This is a genomic window from Streptomyces sp. DH24, from assembly GCF_029813775.1.
Lineage (GTDB): Bacteria > Actinomycetota > Actinomycetes > Streptomycetales > Streptomycetaceae > Streptomyces.
On record NZ_JARVKW010000013.1, the window covers coordinates 53,904 to 71,468 of the forward strand.

Genomic DNA, 17,565 nt, shown 5'->3' on the forward strand with positions numbered 1-17,565 from the left:
CGCCGCCGCGTCTCGCGCGGTGCCCGCACGTCAGCGGCGTGGGAGGCGGTCGAGCCCGTGCGGCACGGTGTCAGGTCCGTGCCGCACGGGCGGCTCATGCGGCGGACCCGGGCCGGGCCGGGCCGCCGGTGACGCGCGCGACGGCCTCGGCGGTCAGCGCGCGGTCGTGCGGGTCGGTGTCCAGCGCCCGGTGCAGCGCCAGGCCCTCGATCAGCGCGTCCAGTTGACGGGCGGTCGCGGGGTCGAAGTGGCGCTCCAGGCATACCCGGCTGCGGCGCATCCACTCCCGGGTCAGCTCCCGGTAGGCGGGCTCCCGCGCGGCGAGCGTGTACAGCTCGTGCGTCAGGACCAGGTCGCGCTGCGGCCCGTCGGAGAGCCGGTGGATCAGGTCGACGACCGCCGCGCGGGCCTCGTCGGCGTCGGCGGCCCCGCCGAGGTGGACGTCGAAGGTGGCGACGACGCCGTCGGCGAAGCGCGTGAACGCCTCGCGCAGCAGGTCCTCCCGGCCGCGGAAGTGGTACGTCATCGATCCCAGCGGCACGCCCGCGCGGGCGGCGACCTTGCGGTGCGAGACGCCGGCGAGGCCCTCGTCGGCGATCAGGTCGAGGGTGGCGGCGATGATGCGCTCGCGGCGCTGGGGGTCGGTGTGTCCGGTTGCCATGTGCCGTCCCGTCAGAGCGCGCGGACGACCCGCGCCGGGTTGCCGACGGCCACCACGTTCGCGGGCACGTCCCTGGTGACGACCGCGCCGGCGCCGATCACGCTGTTGTCCCCGATGGTGACCCCGGCGAGCACGATGGCGCCGCCGCCGAGCCACACGTTGTCCCCGATGGTGATGGGCCGGGCCGCCTCCAGCTTGTCGCGCCGGGGCTGCGGCTCCACGGGGTGGGTGGGGGTCAGCAGCTGGACGTTGGGGCCGATCTGGCAGTCCTCGCCGATGGTGATGGCGGCGACGTCCAGGGCGGTGAGGTTGAAGTTGACGAAGGTGCGCGCGCCGATCGACAGCGAGCTGCCGTAGTCGACGTACAGCGGGGGCCGCACGTGTGCCTCCGCGCCGAGACAGCCGAGAAGTTCGGCCAGCAGGGGGCGGGCCGCGTCGGGGTCCTCGATGTACGCGGCCTGGTAGCGCGCGGCCAGCCGCACGGCGCGCTGCTGACGGCCGGCGATCTCCGGGTCGTCGGCGATGTAGAGGTCCCCGGCGAGCATGCGCTCCAGCTGGGTGCGGGAATCCCCGGCGAAGTGGTCCGTCGTCGACATGCGTACGATCGTACACTCCGGGACGTACGGACGTACACTCCCCGTGTCGCGAGAACGGGCGGCCGGGGTGTCCGGCCGCCCGTTCTCGTGACGCGCGGAATCGGTTCTCAGCCCTCTGTCAGGCCTGGACCAGCGTGACGTCCTGGCTCTGCACGGCGTGGAAGGCGGGCACGGGCAGGCCGTTCACGGGCCGGAGCTCCATCAGGGTCGCCTCGACGTGGGCCGACCCGGCCGTCAGGGTGCTGGAGTAGGGCTTGCCGGTGTTCACCCAGCGGTGTTCCAGGCCGTCGCACACCGCGCGGGTGCCGCCGATGCCGTGCCGGACGGTGGAGCTGCTCTGGCCGACGGAGGAGCTGACGAAGACCGGCCCGGTGTTGCCGGAGCAGCGGTAGGTGCCGGAGAGGGTGACGGTGCCGTCCGCCGCGATGCGGCCCGTCGGGTCGACGGTCACGGTCTCGTGGGCGGCGACGGGCTCGGGCGCGGCGACGGCCGCCGGGGCCGCGGGGGCGGCCAGCAGCAGCGCGGCGCCGGCGGCGGCGCCGAGAACAGGACGCAGGAACACGGGGGTACCTCCTGGGGGTGTAGGGGCCTCCACAGGTACCCGGCGTCCGCCCCCGGGGGCGTGATCGTCACCCCTTCGGTGGCGAGTCCGCGTTCACAGTCCCGCGACGAAGTCCCGCAGCGCGGCGGCGAGGCGTTCCGGCTGGTCCTCGGCGATCAGGGTCCGGGAGTCCGCGATCTCCAGGAGCCGCCCCCGCGGGAGCAGACCGGCCAGGCGGGTGCCGTGCTCGCGGGGCATCATCACGTCCTCGGTCGCCCACACGACGAGCGCGGGCTTGTCGAAGCGGCACAGTCCCTCGACGGCCTCCAGCAGCTCGGTGCGGCGGACGTGCGTGCCGTAGTGCCGGAAGTCCCGGCGGATCGCGGGGTCGGTGCGCAGCGGGCGCAGCCAGCCGTCCACGATCTCGTCCGGCACGGGATGCCTGGTGAGCGCGCCGATGCCGACGGGCAGGCGGCGCAGCGGTTTCAGGCCGAGGACGCGGACCAGCAGGGCGATGCCGCCGGGCAGCCCGCACGCCAGGGCGAGCATCTTGCCGGGGAGGCCGGGCGGGTAGTTGTCGAAGGCCTCGCAGGAGATCAGGACGAGACGGGCGAGCCGTTCGGGGTGCCGGGCGGCGACCGTCTGGGCCCGGCCGCAGTCGCTCTCGACCAGGGTGACGTCCCGCAGGTCGAGGCGGTCGAGGAACTCCACGACGAGTTCGTTGACGAGGTCCGGCGTGGGCGGCCGGGTCATCGGCCTGCGGTGGGCGCCGTACGGGAGGGTCGGCGCGATCAGCCGGTGGTCGGCCCGGAGCTGCGCGACGACCTTGCGCCAGACGGTGGCGTCATGGACGAGGCCGTGCAGCAGGACGAGCACGGGCCCGTCGCCGCCCGTGTCCTCGTACTCGACGGTCCCCGCGCTGAGCTCGATGTGGGGCATGCCGCGATGCTAGGCCGCGTCCGGGAACCGGCGCCTGCCGCGCGACGCCCTTCGGGCGACGACGGGAATGCGAGGACAGGACCTAGGGCAGCAGGGCGAAGCCGTCCAGTTCGATCATCGCCTGTTCGTCCCACAGGCGTACGACCTCGACCACCGCCATCGCCGGGTAGTCGCGGCCCAACAACTCCCGCCAGGTCCGGCCGAGTTCGCGGGCGTGGGCGCGGTAGGCGGCGACGTCGGTGGTGTAGACGGTGACGCGGGCGAGGTCGGCCGGGGTGCCGCCCGCGGCGCGCAGCGCGGTCAGGAGGTTGGTGAGGGCGCGGGTGAACTGTTCGGGGAGCGTCGCGCCGACCACCTTGCCGTCGGCGTCGAGCGCGGTCTGGCCGGCGAGGAAGACGACCCGGCTGCCGGTGGCGACGACGGCGTGGGAGAAGCCGGTGGGCGGGGACAGGTCGGGCGGGTTGACGCGCTCGGCGGTCACGGGACGTCCTCCCCTTGCGTAGCGGCTGTGTACAACTCCTTGGCGATGATGCCGCGTTGGACCTCGCTGGCGCCCTCGTAGACGCGTGGGGCGCGGACCTCGCGGTAGAGGTGTTCGAGGAGGTGGCCGCGGCGCAGGGCGCGGGCGCCGTGCAACTGGACGGCCGTGTCGACGACGTACTGCGCGGTCTCGGTGGCCAGCAGCTTCGCCATGGCGGCCCGTTTCGGGACGTCCGCCGCGCCGGCGTCGTACGCCGTGGCCGCCGCGTACACCATGAGGCGGGCCGCGTCGGTGCGCAGCGCCATCTCGGCGACCTGGTGGGCGACGGTCTGCAGGTCGCTCAGCTTCCCGCCGAACGCGTCCCGTCGGGCGGTGTGGGCGAGGGTGGCGTCGAGGGCGGCCTGTGCCATGCCGACGGCGAAGGCGCCGACGCTGGGGCGGAACAGGTTGAGGGTGCCCATGGCGACGCGGAAGCCGCGGTCGACCTCGCCGAGCACGTCGTCGGCGCCGACCGGCACGGCGTCGAAGGCCAGCGTCCCGATGGGGTGCGGCGAGAGCATGTTCAGGGCGGTGCCGGTGAGTCCGGGGCGGTCGGCCGGCACGAGGAAGGCGGTGACGCCGCGGGCACCGGCGCCGGGCGTGGTGCGCGCGAAGACGGTGTAGAAGTCGGCCTCGGGGGCGTTGGAGATCCAGCACTTCTCGCCGGTGAGCCGCCAGCGGGAGCCACTGTCGGGCTCGGCGGCGAGGGACGACGACGGGGCAGGCGGGAATTGCCGGTCCGGTGGGGTCTGCGGAGTGGGCAGGGCCTGCGGCCGTGGGGGCTGCTGGGTCCGTGGGGCCTGCTCGGCCCGTGGGGCCTGCGGAGCAGGCGGGGCATGCTCGGTCGGAGGGGCCTGCGGGGTGGGCGGGGCCTGCTCGGCCCGTGGGGCCTGCTCCGTCCGTGGGGCCGCCCGCAGTGCCAGCGCCGCCGCGTCCGAGCCCGCCCCCGGCTCACTGAGCGCGAACGCCGCCACCGCGGTGCCGTCACTCACCCGGGGGAGCCAGCGGGCGCGCTGCGCGTCGGTGCCGTGGGCGTGGACCGGGTGGGCACCCAGGCCCTGGAGGGCGAGGGCGGTCTCCGCCTCCGTGCAGGCGTACGCGAGGGACTCCCGCATCAGGCACAGGTCGAGCGCGCCGGAGGTGAACAGGCGGGAGAGCAGGCCGAGGGCGCCCAGTTCGGCGACGAGGGGCCGGTTGACGGCACCCGGTTCCCCCTTCTCGGCGAGCGGGCGCAGCCGTTCCGCTGCCAGGGTGCGCAGCTCCGCACACCAGGCGGTCTGTTCCGGTTCGAGCGAGAATGCAGTCATTCCCGGACCTCCCGGTCGCTTGTCCCCCGCTGCCTCGTCGCCGGGGCACTCCCGAGGCTATCGCGAACCGTTGACTGTCGTCACCAACGCGATACGCTCCTCGTGCGAGCCCACCACCACAAAGGGGGCGATCGTCATGAATCACGGGGACACCTCCCGCGCCCGGCCCGGGGCCACCGCTCACGTCGACACCTTCGCGCGGGACCGTCTCCCGCCGCCCGACCAGTGGCCCGAGCTGGGCTTCGAGCTGCCGGAACTGCGCTATCCGGACCGCCTGAACTGCGCCGCCGAGCTGCTGTCGGGCCCGCCCGCCGACCGGCCGGTGTTCCGCACGGCCGCCGGCCCCGTCTGGACGTACGGGGAGCTGCGCGCCCGCGTCGACCGCATCGCCCACCTGCTGACCGGCGACCTCGGTGTCGTCCCCGGCAACCGGGTGCTGCTGCGCGGCCCCACCACCCCGTGGCTGGCGGCCTGCTGGCTCGCGGTGCTGAAGGCGGGCGCGGTCGCCGTGACCGTGCTGGCCCAGCAGCGTCCGCACGAGCTGGCCACGATGTGCGCGATCGCGCGGGTGCGGCACGCGCTGTGCGACGTCCGCGCCGTCGACGACCTCGCCAAGGCGGAGATACCGGACCTGCGGATCACGACGTACGGCGGCGACGCCCCCGACGACCTCCTCAACCGTCCGGCGCCCGAGGGGCCGTACCGCGCGGTGCGGACCGCCGCCGACGACGTGGCGCTGATCGCCTTCACCTCGGGCACCACCGGACGTCCCAAGGGCTGCATGCACTTCCACCGGGACGTGCTGGCGATCGCCGACACCTTCTCCCGGCACGTCCTGCGGCCGCGCGCGGACGACGTGTTCGCGGGCAGCCCGCCGCTCGGCTTCACCTTCGGCCTGGGCGGACTGGTCGTCTTCCCGATGCGGGCCGGGGCGAGCGCCCTCCTGCTCGAACAGGCGACGCCCCGCCAGCTGCTGCCCGCGATCGCCGAACACCGGGTGTCGGTGCTGTTCACCGCGCCGACCGCCTACCGCGCGATGCTCGACGCCCTCGACGCGCACGACGTCACCTCGCTGCGGCGCTGCGTGTCGGCAGGCGAGAACCTGCCCGCGGCGACCTGGCACGCCTGGCACGAGCGGACCGGGCTGCGCATCATCAACGGCATCGGCGCCACCGAACTGCTGCACATCTTCGTCTCGGCCGCCGACGAGGACATCCGGCCCGGCACGACCGGGGTTCCGGTGCCGGGGTGGCACGCGCGTGTGCAGGACGAGAACGGCGAGCCCGTGCCCGACGGCGAGCCCGGCCTGCTCGCGGTGCGCGGCCCGGTCGGCTGCCGCTACCTGGCCGACCCGCGTCAACGCGAGTACGTGCGCGACGGCTGGAACATCACCGGCGACACCTACGTCCGCGAGCCCGACGGCTACTTCCGGTACGTCGCCCGCGCCGACGACATGATCATCTCGGCCGGGTACAACATCGCCGGACCGGAGGTCGAGGACGCGTTGCTGCGTCACCCGGACGTGGTGGAGGCGGCGGTCGTGGGGCGGCCCGACGAGGCGCGCGGCCAGGTCGTGGTGGCGTACGCGGTGCTCAAGGAGGGCGCCGGGCGGGACGCCGAGGCGCTGCGGGCCTTCGTGAAGTCCGAGCTGGCGCCGTACAAGTGCCCGCGCGAGATCGTCTTCCTGGACGCGCTGCCGCGCACGGCGACCGGCAAACTCCAGCGCTTCAGGCTGCGGGCGTCCGCCGACGCCGAGGGTGACCAGCAGTGATGCCGAAGACCTAAGATGATCAACGTGTCCGACCAGCATGCACCACGGTCTCTCATCGTCACGCTCTACGGCGCGTACGGCCGCTTCGCCCCGGGCCCGGTGCCCGTCGCCGAGCTGATCCGGCTCCTGGCCGCGGTCGGCGTGGACGCGCCCTCCGTGCGCTCCTCGGTGTCGCGGCTCAAGCGGCGCGGACTGCTCGTCCCGGAGAGAACGGCGGCGGGCGCGGCCGGGTACGGACTGTCGCCGGACGCCCGCCAGTTGCTGGACGACGGCGACCGGCGCATCTACGCCGGCGCGGCGCCGGACGACGAGGGCTGGGTGCTGGCGGTGTTCTCCGTGCCCGAGTCCGAGCGGCAGAAGCGGCACGTGCTGCGCTCCCGGCTGGCCGGTCTGGGCTTCGGTACCGCCGCGCCCGGCGTGTGGATCGCCCCGGCCCGGCTGTACGAGGAGACCCGGCACACCCTTCAGCGGCTGCGTCTCGAGGGGTACGTCGACTTCTTCCGCGGCGAGCACCTCGGGTTCGCGCCGACCGTGGAGGCGGTCGCCCGCTGGTGGGACCTGGCGGCGATCGCCAAGGAGCACGAGGCGTTCCTGGACCGTCACGCGCGCGTGCTGGACGCCTGGCGGCGGCGCGCGGACACCCCGCCGGAGGAGGCCTACCGCGACTACCTCCTCGCCCTGGACTCCTGGCGCCACCTGCCCTACACCGATCCCGGGCTGCCCGCCCCGCTGCTGCCCGCCGACTGGCCGGGCGTCCGGTCGGCCGCCGTGTTCCGTGAGCTGCACGAGCGGCTGCGGGACGCGGGAGCGGCGTACGCCGGCCTCGGCCCGGCCGAGTGATCCCGCCCGCCCCGCCGGCGGCCCCCGGTCTCACCCGGTCTCACCCTGACAGGCTGAGCCGGGGTTTGGGGGCGTCCGTGCGTCCGGTGCGCGGGGGCCTGCTGCCGGCCCGGTAGGGGGCAGGCCAGGCGGCGCCGGGGCCGGTGTAGCCCTGTTCGGCCGCCGCGTGCAGCGTCCAGTGCGGGTCGTAGAGGTGCGGGCGGGCGAGCGCGCACAGGTCCGTGCGACCGGCCAGGATCAGGGAGTTGACGTCGTCCCAGGAGGAGATCGCGCCGACCGCGATCACCGGGACGCCCGCCTCGTGCCGGATGCGGTCCGCGAACGGCGTCTGGTACGACCGCCCGAACTCCGGGCGTTCGTCGGCGACGACCTGCCCGGTGGACACGTCGATCGCGTCGGCGCCGTGCGCGGCGAAGGCCCGGGCGATCTCGACGGCGTCCTCGGCGGTGGTGCCGCCGTCGGCCCAGTCGGTGGCGGAGATCCGGACGGTCATGGGGCGTTCCTCCGGCCAGACCGCCCGTACGGCGTCGAACACCTCCAGCGGGAAGCGCAGCCGGCCCTCCAGCGGACCGCCGTAGGCGTCGGTGCGCAGGTTGGTCAGCGGGGACAGGAAGCCGGACAGCAGGTAGCCGTGCGCGCAGTGCAGTTCCAGCAGGTCGAACCCGGCGCGGGCCGCGCGCACGGCGGCGCTCGTGAACTGCTCCCGTATGTCGGTGAGCTGGGCGCGGCCGAGCGCCCGCGGGGTCTGGCTGCGCGGGGTGTACGGCAGCGGGGACGCGGCGACCAGCGGCCAGTTGCCGTCGTCCAGCGGCTCGTCCATGCCCTCCCACATCAGCCTGGTCGAGCCCTTGCGTCCGCTGTGCCCGAGCTGCACGCCGATCGCGGTGCCCGGCGCCCGCTCGTGCACGAAGGAAACGATCCGCCGCCACGCCTCGGCCTGCCGGCCGGTGTAGAGGCCGGCGCAGCCCGGGGTGATGCGGCCCTCGGCGCTGACGCACACCATCTCGGTCATCACCAGCCCGGCGCCGCCGAGGGCCCGCGCGCCCAGGTGGACGAGGTGGAAGTCGCCGGGGACGCCGTCCACGGCCGAGTACATGTCCATCGGGGACACGACGACGCGGTTGCGCAGGGTCAGCCCGCGCAGCCGGAACGGCGTGAACATCGGCGGTGTGCCGGGCGGGCAGCCGAACTCGCGCTCCACGGCCTCCGTGAAGCGGGCGTCGCGCAGCCGCAGGTTGTCGTGGGTGACGCGGCGGCTGCGGGTGAGCAGGTTGAAGGCGAACCGGCGGGGCGGCTGGTCGAGGTACCGGGCGAGGTTCTCGAACCACTCCAGGCTGGCGCGGGCGGCGCGCTGGGTGGAGGCGACGACCGGCTTGCGTTCCTCCTCGTAGGCCGCCAACGCCCGCTGGAGCGAGGGCTGTTCGGTCAGGCAGGCGGCGAGGGCGAGGGCGTCCTCGACGGCGAGCTTGGTGCCGGAGCCGATGGAGAAGTGGGCGGTGTGGGCGGCGTCGCCGAGCAGGACGACGTTGCCGTGCGACCAGCGCTCGGTGACGACCGTGCGGAACGTGGTCCAGGCCGAGTTGTTGGACCGCAGGGGGCGTCCGCCGAGCGCCTCGGCGAAGATCTTGGCGCAGCGCTCGACCGACTCCCGCTCGTCGAGCTCGTCGAATCCGGCCGCGCGCCACACCTCCTCGCGCATCTCGACGATGACGGTGGAGGCGCCTTGTTCCTGCGGCCCGGAGGGCTTCGTTGAGGGGTGGTGGCCGGGCGACGGGCGGGCGTAGGGGTAGCCGTGCAGCTGCATCACGCCGTGCTCGGTCTCGGCGATCTCGAAGCGGAAGGCGTCGAAGGCGAAGTCGGCGGCGAGCCAGATGTAGCGGCAGCGGTGGCTCGTGACGCCGGGGCGGAACACGTCCGCGTACGCGTCGCGGGTCGCGCTGTGCACGCCGTCGGCCGCGACGACGAGGTCGTACGTCTCGGCCAGCCGGCCGGGGTGCGGGGCCGGTGTGCTGAAGCGCAGGTCCACTCCGAGGGCGCGGCAGCGGTCGTGCAGGATCTTCAGCAGGCGGTGCCTGCCGAGGGCGGCGAAGCCGTGGCCGCCGGAGGTCTGGCGGGTGCCGCGGTGGACGATGTCGATGTCGTCCCAGCGGACGAAGTGCCGCTGGAGGGCCGCGTAGACCTCGGGGTCGGCGTGTTCGATGCCGCCGAGGGTCTCGTCGGAGAGGACCACGCCGAAGCCGAAGGTGTCGTCCGGGGTGTTGCGTTCCCAGACGGTGACCTCTCGGGTGGGGTCGAGGCGTTTGAGCAGGGCGGCGGTGTAGAGGCCGCCTGGGCCGCCGCCGATGACGGCGATGCGCCGGGGCCCGCTCGCCCCGTCGCGCGGGTGCGGCTTGGTCGTGGCCCGTGGCGCCTCGCGGCGGGGCCGCGTGTTGGTACGGTCCCGTGCCCCTGAGGCCGGTGCCCCGGTGTCGGCTGCCATGGTCAGCGCCCCCTCCACTTGGGAGGCCTCTTCTCGGTGAACGCCGAGTGGAACTCCCGGTAGTCCTCGCCCGTCATCAGGAAGGCCTGGGTGGAGGCGTCCAGTTCGACGGCTGCCGACATCGGCATGTCCAGTTCCGCCGTGAGCAGGGCCTTCGTCTGGGCGTGGGCGAGTGCGGGCCCGTCGGCCAGGCGGCGGGCCAGGTTGCGGGCGGCGTTGTCGGAGTGGCCCTCGTCGGTCAGTTCGCTGATGAGGCCGATCCGCTCGGCCTCGGGGGCGCGGACCGGTTCGCCGAGCATCAGCAGGCGGGTGGCGTGGCCCAGGCCGACGACCCTGGGCAGCAGGTAGGCGGCGCCCATGTCGCCGCCGGACAGGCCGACCCTCGTGAAGAGGAAGGCGAAGCGGGCGGTGGGGTCGGCGACCCGGAAGTCGGCGGCCAGGGCGAGGACCGCGCCGGCGCCCGCGGCGACGCCGTGGACGGCGGCGACCACGGGGAACGGGCATTCGCGTACCGCCCGCACGACCTGGCCGGTCATCCGGTTGAAGTCGAGGAGCTCGGCGGCGTCCATGGCGAGGGTGGCGCCGATGATCTCGTCGACGTCGCCGCCGGAGCAGAAGCCGCGTCCCTCGCCGGCCAGCACCAGGGCGCGGCAGGCGCGGGTGCGGGACAGCTCGGCGAGCAGGTCGCGCAGGTCGGCGTAGGCGCCGAAGGTCAGGGCGTTGAGCTTGTCGGGGCGGGCGAGGGTGACGGTGGCGACGCCGTCGGTGAGGTCGACGCGCAGGTGCCGCCAGTCGGCGGTGGGGGCGGCGGAGCCGGTGAAGGGACTCATGACGTGCGGCCTCCTCGGGCGGGACACTGCCTCACTGAGCTCTGCCCATCGAAGCTATCACCGATCCGTGACTGTCGTCACGAGTGCGCGATACACGGCTCGCGCGCCCCGGCCGGTGATCGTCACGTCCGTCACGTCCGTCACGGCTGCTCGACAGGCCCGTAACGGCGGGAGCACGCGGGAGCGGCGCGGCGTTGCCGCGGGTAAGCCGCACGGCGACGGGGCCGAAGGTCCCGTACGGTGCCCGCCGGACGCCTCTGCCGGGCGGCCCCGTACCATTCATACGGTTGAAAGCAGGACAGCCTGCTCATGAACGGACCCGTTGTGCACAACTCCCCCGCTCCCGCCTCCTGGCGCATCGCCCTGCCCCACGCCGCCTCCGCGGTGCCGGTCGCGCGTGCTCTGGTCCGCACGGCGCTGGCGGAGGTGGAGCAGTCCGCGGACTGCGACACCGCCGAGCTGCTCACGGCGGAGCTGGTCGCGAACGCGGTCGAGCACACCACCGGGGAGGCCCCGATAGAGCTGGTCGTGGAGCTGCTGCCGACCGGCTGCCAGGTCGAGGTGCACGACCCCGACCCGGCGCCGCCGCTCGACCTGACCCGTCCGGTGCTGGAGGCGCCCGACCCGTGGCAGGAGCACGGGCGCGGTCTGCTGCTGATCCGCACCCTGAGCTCGTCCTGCGGGCACCGCCCCACCGAGTCCGGCAAGGCGGTGTGGTTCAGACTGCCTGTGGTTCCCGCTCAGCGGCGTCGCTCGGAGTGAGCCGGGCGAGCCGGGAGTTGCGGCGCCCGTAGGCGGCGTACAGCGCGAGTCCGGCCGCGAGGAACACGGCGAACCGGATCCAGGTGCCGACGCCGGTCTCGTACATCAGGTACAGGCAGAAGCCGACGCCCAGCAGCGGCGTGACCGGGAAGAACGGCACGCGGAAGGTGCAGGCGAGGCCCGGTTCGCGGCGGCGCAGCACGAGCACGGCGACGTTGACGACGGCCATGGTGGCGAGGGTGCCGACGGTGCACAGGTCGACCACCGCGTCCAGCGGGGCGAAGGCCGCCGGGACGGCGAAGACGACACCGACGATCAGGGTGCCGGCGACCGGGGTGGCGGTGCGCGGCGAGACCTTCGCGAAGACGCCCGGGATGAGCCCGTCGCGGGACATCGACATCAGGATGCGGGTCTGGCCGTACATCACGGCGAGCACGACCGAGGCGATGGCGACGACCGCGCCGAAGGCGACGATCCCGCCGCCGATCGTGGAGCCGGTGACCTCGTTGACGACGTAGGACAGCGCGGCGGGCCGGTCGGCGACGGCGTCGCCGCCGACGGCGCCCATGGCGGCGAGGGCGACCGCGCAGTACAGCAGGGTGACCAGGCCGATGCAGACGAGGATCGCGACGGGGATGTCCCGGCGCGGGTTCTTCGCCTCCTCACCGGCGGTGGTGATCGCGTCGAAGCCGATGTACGAGAAGAACGCGGCGGTGGTGCCCGCGCCGATGCCGCCGAGTCCGGCCGGGGAGAACGGGCTGAGGTTGCCGTCCCGGAATGCGGTGAGGCCGATCGCGCAGAACGCGACGAGCACGGCGGGCTTGAGCACGGCCATCGCGGCGGTCGCCCGGGCGCTCTCGCGCACCCCGCGCACCAGCAGCACGCAGGCCATGGCGATGACGAGGACGGCGGGCAGGTTGACCGCGCCGCCCTCGCCGGGTCCTGCGGACAGCGCGGCCGGCAGCTGGATGCCGAGGACGCTGTTCAGGAGCTCGTTGACGTACTGGCTCCAGCCGACGGCGACCGCGGAGACGGACACGCCGTACTCCAGGAGCAGGCACCAGCCGACGAGGAAGGCGGTGGTCTCGCCGAGTCCGGCGTAGGCGAAGGAGTACGAGGAGCCGGCGACCGGGATGGCGCCGCCCAGTTCCGCGAAGGCGAAGGCGGTCAGGACGCAGGTGAGCGCGGCGAGCAGGAAGGACACCACGACGGCCGGGCCGGCCTGGGCGACCGAGTCGGACAGGCCGACGAAGATGCCGGTGCCGACGATCGCGCCGACGCCGAAGCAGACGAGCTGGAAGAGGCCCATCGTCCGCTTCAGGCCGTGGCCCTCGCGGTCGGCGCCGGATTCGGCGACGAGGAGGGCGGGGGACTTGAGGCGGGGGCGCGCGTGCCGGGCGCGCGGGTGGTGCTGGTGGCGGGCATGCGGGTGGTGCTCGTTTCTGGTGGTGCGGGGTGCGGCGGGGTTCCGCCGCGGGCGACGGCCGCGGAATGGGTGGCTCCGGGCCGCCGGACAGAATAAGGCCTGATCAGGCCAGTGTGGCGACCAGGAGGGCCTTGATGGTGTGCAGCCGGTTCTCCGCCTCGTCGAAGACGACCGAGTGGGCCGACTCGAACACCTCGTCCGTGACCTCCAGCGACTGAAGGCCGTGCCGCTCGTGGATGTCGCGGGCGATGCTGGTGCCGAGGTCGTGGAAGGCGGGCAGGCAGTGCAGGAACTTCACGTCCGGGTCGCCGGTGGCGCGCAGCACGTCCATGGTCACGGCGTACGGGGCGAGGCTCGCGATCCGCTCGTCCCAGACCTCCTTCGGCTCGCCCATGGACACCCACACGTCGGTGACGACGAAGCCGGCGCCGCGCACACCCTCGGCGACCGACTCGGTGAGCGTGATGCGGGCGCCGGAGGTCTCGGCGAGTTCGCGGGCCCGGTCGACGATCTCCTGGGCGGGCCAGTAGGACTTCGGGGCGACGATGCGCACGTCCATGCCGAGCAGGGCGCCGGTGATCAGGTAGGAGTTGCCCGTGTTGAAGCGGGCGTCGCCGAGGTAGGCGTAGGCGATCTCGGTCACGGGCCTGCCGCTGTGCTCGGTCATGGTGAGGACGTCGGCGAGCATCTGCGTGGGGTGCCAGTCGTCGGTGAGGCCGTTGTAGACGGGCACGCCGGCGTACGCGGCGAGTTCCTCGACCTTGGCCTGGCTGTCCCCGCGGTACTGGATCGCGTCGTACATCCGGCCCAGTACGCGGGCGGTGTCCTTCACGGACTCCTTGTGGCCGATCTGCGAGCCGGACGGGTCGAGGCACGTCGTGGACGCGCCCTGGTCGGCGGCGGCGACCTCGAACGCGCAGCGGGTGCGCGTCGAGGTCTTCTCGAAGATCAGCGCGATGTTCCTGCCGCGCAGGTACCGTGTCTCGGTCCCGGCCTTCTTGGCGGCCTTCAGCTCGGCGGCCAGCTCGATCACGCTCAGGAACTCCTGCGCGGTGAAGTCGAGCTCCTTGAGGAAGTGGCGCCCGGCGAGGGCGGTCGGGACTGTCGCCATGGGGGGGCGCTCCAGGGGTGCGTGGACAGGAAGGGACAGGGACCCTTGGAAGTCTATACGACGTTAGGCATTTCTATACAGTCACCCTCCTGTCCTCGCGGCGTCACGCGTGGACGGCCTCCCGTTCCACGGGGCAGCTCATGCAGCGCGGACCGCCCCGGCCGCGGCCGAGCTCGCTGCCCGGGATCTCGATGACCTCGATGCCCTGCTTGCGCAGATGGGTGTTGGTGGTGGCGTTGCGCTCGTAGGCGACGACGACGCCCGGTTCGACGGCGAGGACGTTGCAGCCGTCGTCCCACTGCTCGCGCTCGGCCGCGTGGACGTCCTGGGTGGCGGTCAGGACGCGGATCTCGCTGAGGCCGAGGGCGGCGGCGATCGCGCGGTGCATGTGCTCGGGCGGATGGTCGGTGACCTTGAGCTCCTTCTCGCCGGCGCCCGGTTCGATGGTGTAGGAGCGGAGCATGCCGAGCCCGGCGTACTGCGTGAAGGTGTCGCCGTCGACCATGGTCATCACGGTGTCGAGGTGCATGAACGCCCGCCGCTTCGGCATGTCGAGGGCGACGATCGTCGTGGCGGAACCGGCGGCGAACAGCTTGTGCGCGAGCATCTCGACGGCCTGGGGCGTGGTGCGTTCGCTCATGCCGATGAGGACGGCGCCGTTGCCGATGACGAGGACGTCACCGCCCTCGATGGTCGACGGGTAGTCGGCCTGGCCCTCGGACCAGACGTTGAAGCCCTTGCCGTAGCCCTCGTCGCGGAACAGGGGGTGGTGCCGGTAGATCGCCTCGAAGTGCACGGTCTCGCGCTGCCGGGCCGGCCAGCGCATGGCGTTGATGGCGACGCCGTCGTATATCCAGGCGGAGGTGTCCCTGGTGAAGAGGTGGTTGGGCAGCGGTCCGAGCAGGAAGTCGTCCAGGTCCATGGCGTGGAAGCGCACGGAGGTCGGTTCGGGGTGCGCGTCCAGGAACTCCCGTTTGGTCATGCCGCCGACCAGGACCTCGGCCAGAGCGGCGGGGGGCAGCGACTCGAAGACGGCGCGCAGGTGGTCGGTGGCGAGCGGGCCGTACTCCTTCTCGTCGAAGACGCGGTCCAGTACCAGGGTCCTGGCCTCGGGGACCTCAAGGGTCTCGGTGAGCAGGTCGCCGAAGAGGTGGACGGTGACCCCGCGGTCGCGCAGCACGTCCGCGAACCCGTCGTGCTCGGCGCGCGCCCGGCGCACCCACAGCACGTCGTCGAAGAGAAGGGCGTCCTTGTTGCTGGGGGTGAGCCTTTTGAGCTCGAGATCCGGCCGGTGCAGGATGACGCGGCGCAGCCGCCCGGCCTCGGAGTCGACGTGGAATCCCATGTCTCCATCCTGACCACCGCGGACCGTCTTCACCCACCGCTCCGCCGATTCCGCCCCCTCCTGTTGCCCATTCCACCCCCTCCCTTTTTCGTCCCCTTGACGATAAGCGGCTCATCGGCTTATCGTCCGACTGACGAAATGAGCGAGGGGGTCCCATGGCCGACATCACCCGGCGCCTCGGCTGGCGCCATCTGCGCGGCGCTCCGACGGCGCACGTGAGGCACCACCGGTCCGGCAGGCTCGTGCACGACGGCCCGGGCCTGAGCTTCTGGTACCGGGCGCTGACCGCCGCGCTGTCCGAGGTCCCGGTCGACGACCGGGAACTGGCGATGACCTTCCACGCCCGCACCTCCGACTTCCAGGACGTGACGGTGCAGGCGACCGTCACCTACCGCATCGGCGATCCCGCGCTCGCCGCCGAACGGCTGGACTTCTCCATCGACCCGGACACCGGCGCCTGGCGCGGCGCGCCGCTGGAGCAACTGGGCACGCTGCTGACGGAGACGGCCCAGCAGCACGCCCTCGACGTCCTGGCCCGCACGCCGCTCGCGACCGCGCTCGTGGACGGTGTCGCGGCGGTGCGCGAGCGGGCCGCGACGGGCCTCGCGGCCGAGCCCCGGCTGCCCGCCACCGGCATCGAGGTGGTCGCCGTGCGGGTCGTGGCGCTCAGGCCGGAGCCGGAGGTCGAACGGGCGCTGCGCACACCGGCCCGCGAGCTGATCCAGCAGGACGCCGACCGCGCCACGTACGAGCGGCGGGCGGTGGCCGTCGAGCGGGAGCGGGCCATCGCCGAGAACGAGCTCGCCAGCAAGATCGAACTGGCCCGTCGCGAGGAGCGGTTGGTCGAGCAGCAGGGCACCAACGCCCGCCGCGAGGCCGAGGAGCGGGCCGCCGCCGACGCGGTGCGCGCCGAGGCGGAGGGGGCCCGCACGGTACGGCTCGCGGAGGCGGAGGCCGCCCGGACGGTACGGCTGGCCGAGGCGGAGGCGACCCGTTCCGTACGGCTGGCCAAGGCCGAGGCGGAAGGTGCGCGCGAGGTCGGCGAGGCACGTGCGCAGGCGCAGGCCGCGTGGCTGCGCGTCCACGGCGACGTCGACGTGGCGACCCTGCACGCCCTCACCGGGGCACGGCTCGCGGAGAACCTGCCGCGGATCGACAGCGTGACCGTGTCGCCGGACGTGCTGACCGGACTGCTGGCCCGGCTGGGCGACGGGGGGCGGGCGTGAGCCTCGCGCCGCGCGTCGTGCTCGTCCACCGCACCACGGAGTACGAGGAGTTGGTGGCCCGGCACGGCACGCACGGGCAGGCCGCGTTCTTCCTCGCGTCCCGCGGCCGGGACATCGAGGAGATCGCCGCGCGCCACCACCGGACGAGGCGGGCGCTGGCCGAGGTCGCCTCGGCCGTCCCGCTGACGTGGCGTCAGGCACGCGTCGAGCGGCGCGATCTGGACCGGTTCCTCTTCGCGCCGGAGGACGTGGTGGTCGTGGTCGGGCAGGACGGGCTGGTCGCGAACGTCGCCAAGTACCTCGCGGACCAGCCGGTGATCGGCGTCGACACGGACCCGGGGCGCAATCCGGGGGTGCTGGTGCGGCAAGCGGTGGACGACGCGGGCGCGCTGCTGCGGTCGGTGCTCACGGGGGCGGTGACGGACGACCTGACGATGGTCGAGGCGGTCGCCGACGACACGCAGCGGTTGGTCGCGCTCAACGAGATCTACCTGGGCGCCGCGGGACACGCGACGGCCAGGTACCGCCTGGGCCTCGACGGCGACGGGGGTGTCGCCGAGGCCCAGGCCTCCTCGGGGGTGCTGGTCGGTACGGGGACGGGGGCGACCGGCTGGATCCGGTCGGTGTGGCAGGAGCGGGGCGGAGGACTGCCGCTGCCGGGTCCGGCCGAGACCCGCCTGCTGTGGTTCGTCCGCGAGGCCTGGCCCTCGCCCGCCACCGGCACGTCACTGGTCGCGGGCGAACTGACGGCCCCCGCCGCGCTGCACCTCACCGTCGAGTCCGAACGGCTGGTCGCCTTCGGGGACGGCATGGAGACCGACGCGCTGGAACTGACCTGGGGTCAGTCCGTGCGGATCGGGGTGTGCGCGGCACGGCTGCGGCTGGTGGTCTGAGGGGCGGGGCGGCGGTCGGCGGGACGCCGGGGCGCCGGTCGGCGGGACGGCGGGGCGGCGGGACGCCGGTCGGCGGGGCGGCGGCGCGCCGCGACCCGCGGGACGGCAGTCGGCAGCGCGCCGCGACCCGCTGGGCGGCAGTCGGCCGAGCAGCGGCACGCTGCGACCCGCGCGGCGACGGTCACCCGAACAGCGACACCCCACGACCCGCGCCCCCTCGTGCCGCCGGAGCGGCACGGGCGGGCGCGGGTGGGGAATGGTGGGCCAGGGTGGGCGCGGGTGGCCGCCCGGGGCCACCCTGGCCGCGAGGCCGGCTCC

General features: G+C 73.8%; 16 protein-coding genes. 5 read left to right on the forward strand and 11 right to left on the reverse strand.

Annotated features, from left to right (window positions below; all coding sequences use genetic code 11):
- Positions 1–94: 94 nt before the first annotated feature.
- The 6 genes from QC282_RS13145 to QC282_RS13170 form a co-directional block, all read right to left on the reverse strand.
- Complete coding sequence (locus QC282_RS13145) at positions 95–661, reverse strand: TetR/AcrR family transcriptional regulator (RefSeq protein WP_279549487.1); 567 nt, start codon at positions 659–661, stop codon at positions 95–97.
- A gap of 11 nt (positions 662–672) precedes the next feature.
- Positions 673–1,257 (reverse strand): sugar O-acetyltransferase, encoded by a 585-nt coding sequence (locus QC282_RS13150; protein ID WP_279549488.1) that lies wholly within the window; start codon positions 1,255–1,257, stop codon positions 673–675.
- Between the two features lie 118 nt (positions 1,258–1,375).
- Complete coding sequence (locus QC282_RS13155; protein WP_279549489.1) at positions 1,376–1,819, reverse strand: DUF6299 family protein; 444 nt, start codon at positions 1,817–1,819, stop codon at positions 1,376–1,378.
- 93 nt (positions 1,820–1,912) lie between these two features.
- Positions 1,913–2,737: an alpha/beta hydrolase gene (locus QC282_RS13160; protein ID WP_279549490.1), complete on the reverse strand. Its 825-nt coding sequence runs from the start codon at positions 2,735–2,737 to the stop codon at positions 1,913–1,915.
- Positions 2,738–2,819: 82 nt separating this feature from the next.
- Positions 2,820–3,218 (reverse strand): RidA family protein, encoded by a 399-nt coding sequence (locus QC282_RS13165; RefSeq protein WP_279549491.1) that lies wholly within the window; start codon positions 3,216–3,218, stop codon positions 2,820–2,822.
- On the reverse strand, positions 3,215–4,564 hold the full coding sequence (locus tag QC282_RS13170; RefSeq protein WP_279549492.1) for an acyl-CoA dehydrogenase family protein: 1,350 nt from the start codon (positions 4,562–4,564) through the stop codon (positions 3,215–3,217). The genes QC282_RS13165 and QC282_RS13170 overlap by 4 nt, the downstream gene beginning before the upstream one ends.
- Positions 4,565–4,700: 136 nt before the next feature.
- Between QC282_RS13170 and QC282_RS13175 the strand changes: the two genes are divergently transcribed.
- Both QC282_RS13175 and QC282_RS13180 read left to right on the forward strand, forming a co-directional pair.
- Complete coding sequence (locus QC282_RS13175; RefSeq protein ID WP_279549493.1) at positions 4,701–6,335, forward strand: AMP-binding protein; 1,635 nt, start codon at positions 4,701–4,703, stop codon at positions 6,333–6,335.
- A 15-nt stretch (positions 6,336–6,350) separates the two neighbouring features.
- On the forward strand, positions 6,351–7,175 hold the full coding sequence (locus tag QC282_RS13180; protein WP_279549494.1) for a PaaX family transcriptional regulator C-terminal domain-containing protein: 825 nt from the start codon (positions 6,351–6,353) through the stop codon (positions 7,173–7,175).
- Between the two features lie 40 nt (positions 7,176–7,215).
- Here QC282_RS13180 and QC282_RS13185 read toward each other — a convergent pair whose 3' ends face one another.
- Positions 7,216–9,654, reverse strand: a complete 2,439-nt coding sequence (locus tag QC282_RS13185) for a bifunctional salicylyl-CoA 5-hydroxylase/oxidoreductase (protein ID WP_279549495.1) — start codon at positions 9,652–9,654, stop codon at positions 7,216–7,218.
- 2 nt (positions 9,655–9,656) lie between these two features.
- Complete coding sequence (locus tag QC282_RS13190) at positions 9,657–10,484, reverse strand: enoyl-CoA hydratase family protein (RefSeq protein WP_279549496.1); 828 nt, start codon at positions 10,482–10,484, stop codon at positions 9,657–9,659.
- Between the two features lie 309 nt (positions 10,485–10,793).
- Between QC282_RS13190 and QC282_RS13195 the strand changes: the two genes are divergently transcribed.
- On the forward strand, positions 10,794–11,246 hold the full coding sequence (locus tag QC282_RS13195; RefSeq protein ID WP_279549497.1) for an ATP-binding protein: 453 nt from the start codon (positions 10,794–10,796) through the stop codon (positions 11,244–11,246).
- On the opposite strand, the gene QC282_RS13200 is transcribed toward QC282_RS13195, so the two are convergent.
- The 3 genes from QC282_RS13200 to QC282_RS13210 form a co-directional block, all read right to left on the reverse strand.
- Positions 11,203–12,555 carry an amino acid permease gene (locus tag QC282_RS13200; protein WP_279549498.1) on the reverse strand — a complete coding sequence of 451 codons (1,353 nt, stop codon included), beginning with the start codon at positions 12,553–12,555 and terminating at the stop codon, positions 11,203–11,205. The genes QC282_RS13195 and QC282_RS13200 overlap by 44 nt on opposite strands.
- Positions 12,556–12,775: 220 nt before the next feature.
- The gene (gene argF, locus QC282_RS13205) at positions 12,776–13,783 is read right to left on the reverse strand and encodes an ornithine carbamoyltransferase (protein ID WP_279549499.1); all 1,008 of its coding nucleotides are present in this window, start codon (positions 13,781–13,783) and stop codon (positions 12,776–12,778) included.
- 103 nt (positions 13,784–13,886) lie between these two features.
- Positions 13,887–15,128: an arginine deiminase gene (locus QC282_RS13210; protein ID WP_279549500.1), complete on the reverse strand. Its 1,242-nt coding sequence runs from the start codon at positions 15,126–15,128 to the stop codon at positions 13,887–13,889.
- Positions 15,129–15,283: 155 nt separating this feature from the next.
- Between QC282_RS13210 and QC282_RS13215 the strand changes: the two genes are divergently transcribed.
- Together QC282_RS13215 and QC282_RS13220 are read left to right on the forward strand one after the other, a co-directional pair.
- Positions 15,284–16,354 (forward strand): SPFH domain-containing protein, encoded by a 1,071-nt coding sequence (locus tag QC282_RS13215; RefSeq protein WP_279549501.1) that lies wholly within the window; start codon positions 15,284–15,286, stop codon positions 16,352–16,354.
- The gene (locus QC282_RS13220; protein ID WP_279549502.1) at positions 16,351–17,247 is read left to right on the forward strand and encodes a hypothetical protein; all 897 of its coding nucleotides are present in this window, start codon (positions 16,351–16,353) and stop codon (positions 17,245–17,247) included. The genes QC282_RS13215 and QC282_RS13220 overlap by 4 nt, the downstream gene beginning before the upstream one ends.
- The last annotated feature ends 318 nt before the right edge of the window (positions 17,248–17,565 follow it).

Coding starts and splice junctions, on each gene's coding strand:
- QC282_RS13145 (WP_279549487.1), bottom strand. CDS start 661: ATGGCAACCGGACACACCGACCCCCAGCGCCGCGAGCGCATCATCGCC.
- QC282_RS13150 (WP_279549488.1), bottom strand. CDS start 1,257: ATGTCGACGACGGACCACTTCGCCGGGGATTCCCGCACCCAGCTGGAG.
- QC282_RS13160 (WP_279549490.1), bottom strand. CDS start 2,737: ATGCCCCACATCGAGCTCAGCGCGGGGACCGTCGAGTACGAGGACACG.
- QC282_RS13170 (WP_279549492.1), bottom strand. CDS start 4,564: ATGACTGCATTCTCGCTCGAACCGGAACAGACCGCCTGGTGTGCGGAG.
- QC282_RS13175 (WP_279549493.1), top strand. CDS start 4,701: ATGAATCACGGGGACACCTCCCGCGCCCGGCCCGGGGCCACCGCTCAC.
- QC282_RS13180 (WP_279549494.1), top strand. CDS start 6,351: ATGATCAACGTGTCCGACCAGCATGCACCACGGTCTCTCATCGTCACG.
- QC282_RS13185 (WP_279549495.1), bottom strand. CDS start 9,654: ATGGCAGCCGACACCGGGGCACCGGCCTCAGGGGCACGGGACCGTACC.
- QC282_RS13190 (WP_279549496.1), bottom strand. CDS start 10,484: ATGAGTCCCTTCACCGGCTCCGCCGCCCCCACCGCCGACTGGCGGCAC.
- QC282_RS13195 (WP_279549497.1), top strand. CDS start 10,794: ATGAACGGACCCGTTGTGCACAACTCCCCCGCTCCCGCCTCCTGGCGC.
- QC282_RS13200 (WP_279549498.1), bottom strand. CDS start 12,555: ATGGGCCTCTTCCAGCTCGTCTGCTTCGGCGTCGGCGCGATCGTCGGC.
- argF (WP_279549499.1), bottom strand. CDS start 13,783: ATGGCGACAGTCCCGACCGCCCTCGCCGGGCGCCACTTCCTCAAGGAG.
- QC282_RS13210 (WP_279549500.1), bottom strand. CDS start 15,128: ATGGGATTCCACGTCGACTCCGAGGCCGGGCGGCTGCGCCGCGTCATC.
- QC282_RS13215 (WP_279549501.1), top strand. CDS start 15,284: ATGGCCGACATCACCCGGCGCCTCGGCTGGCGCCATCTGCGCGGCGCT.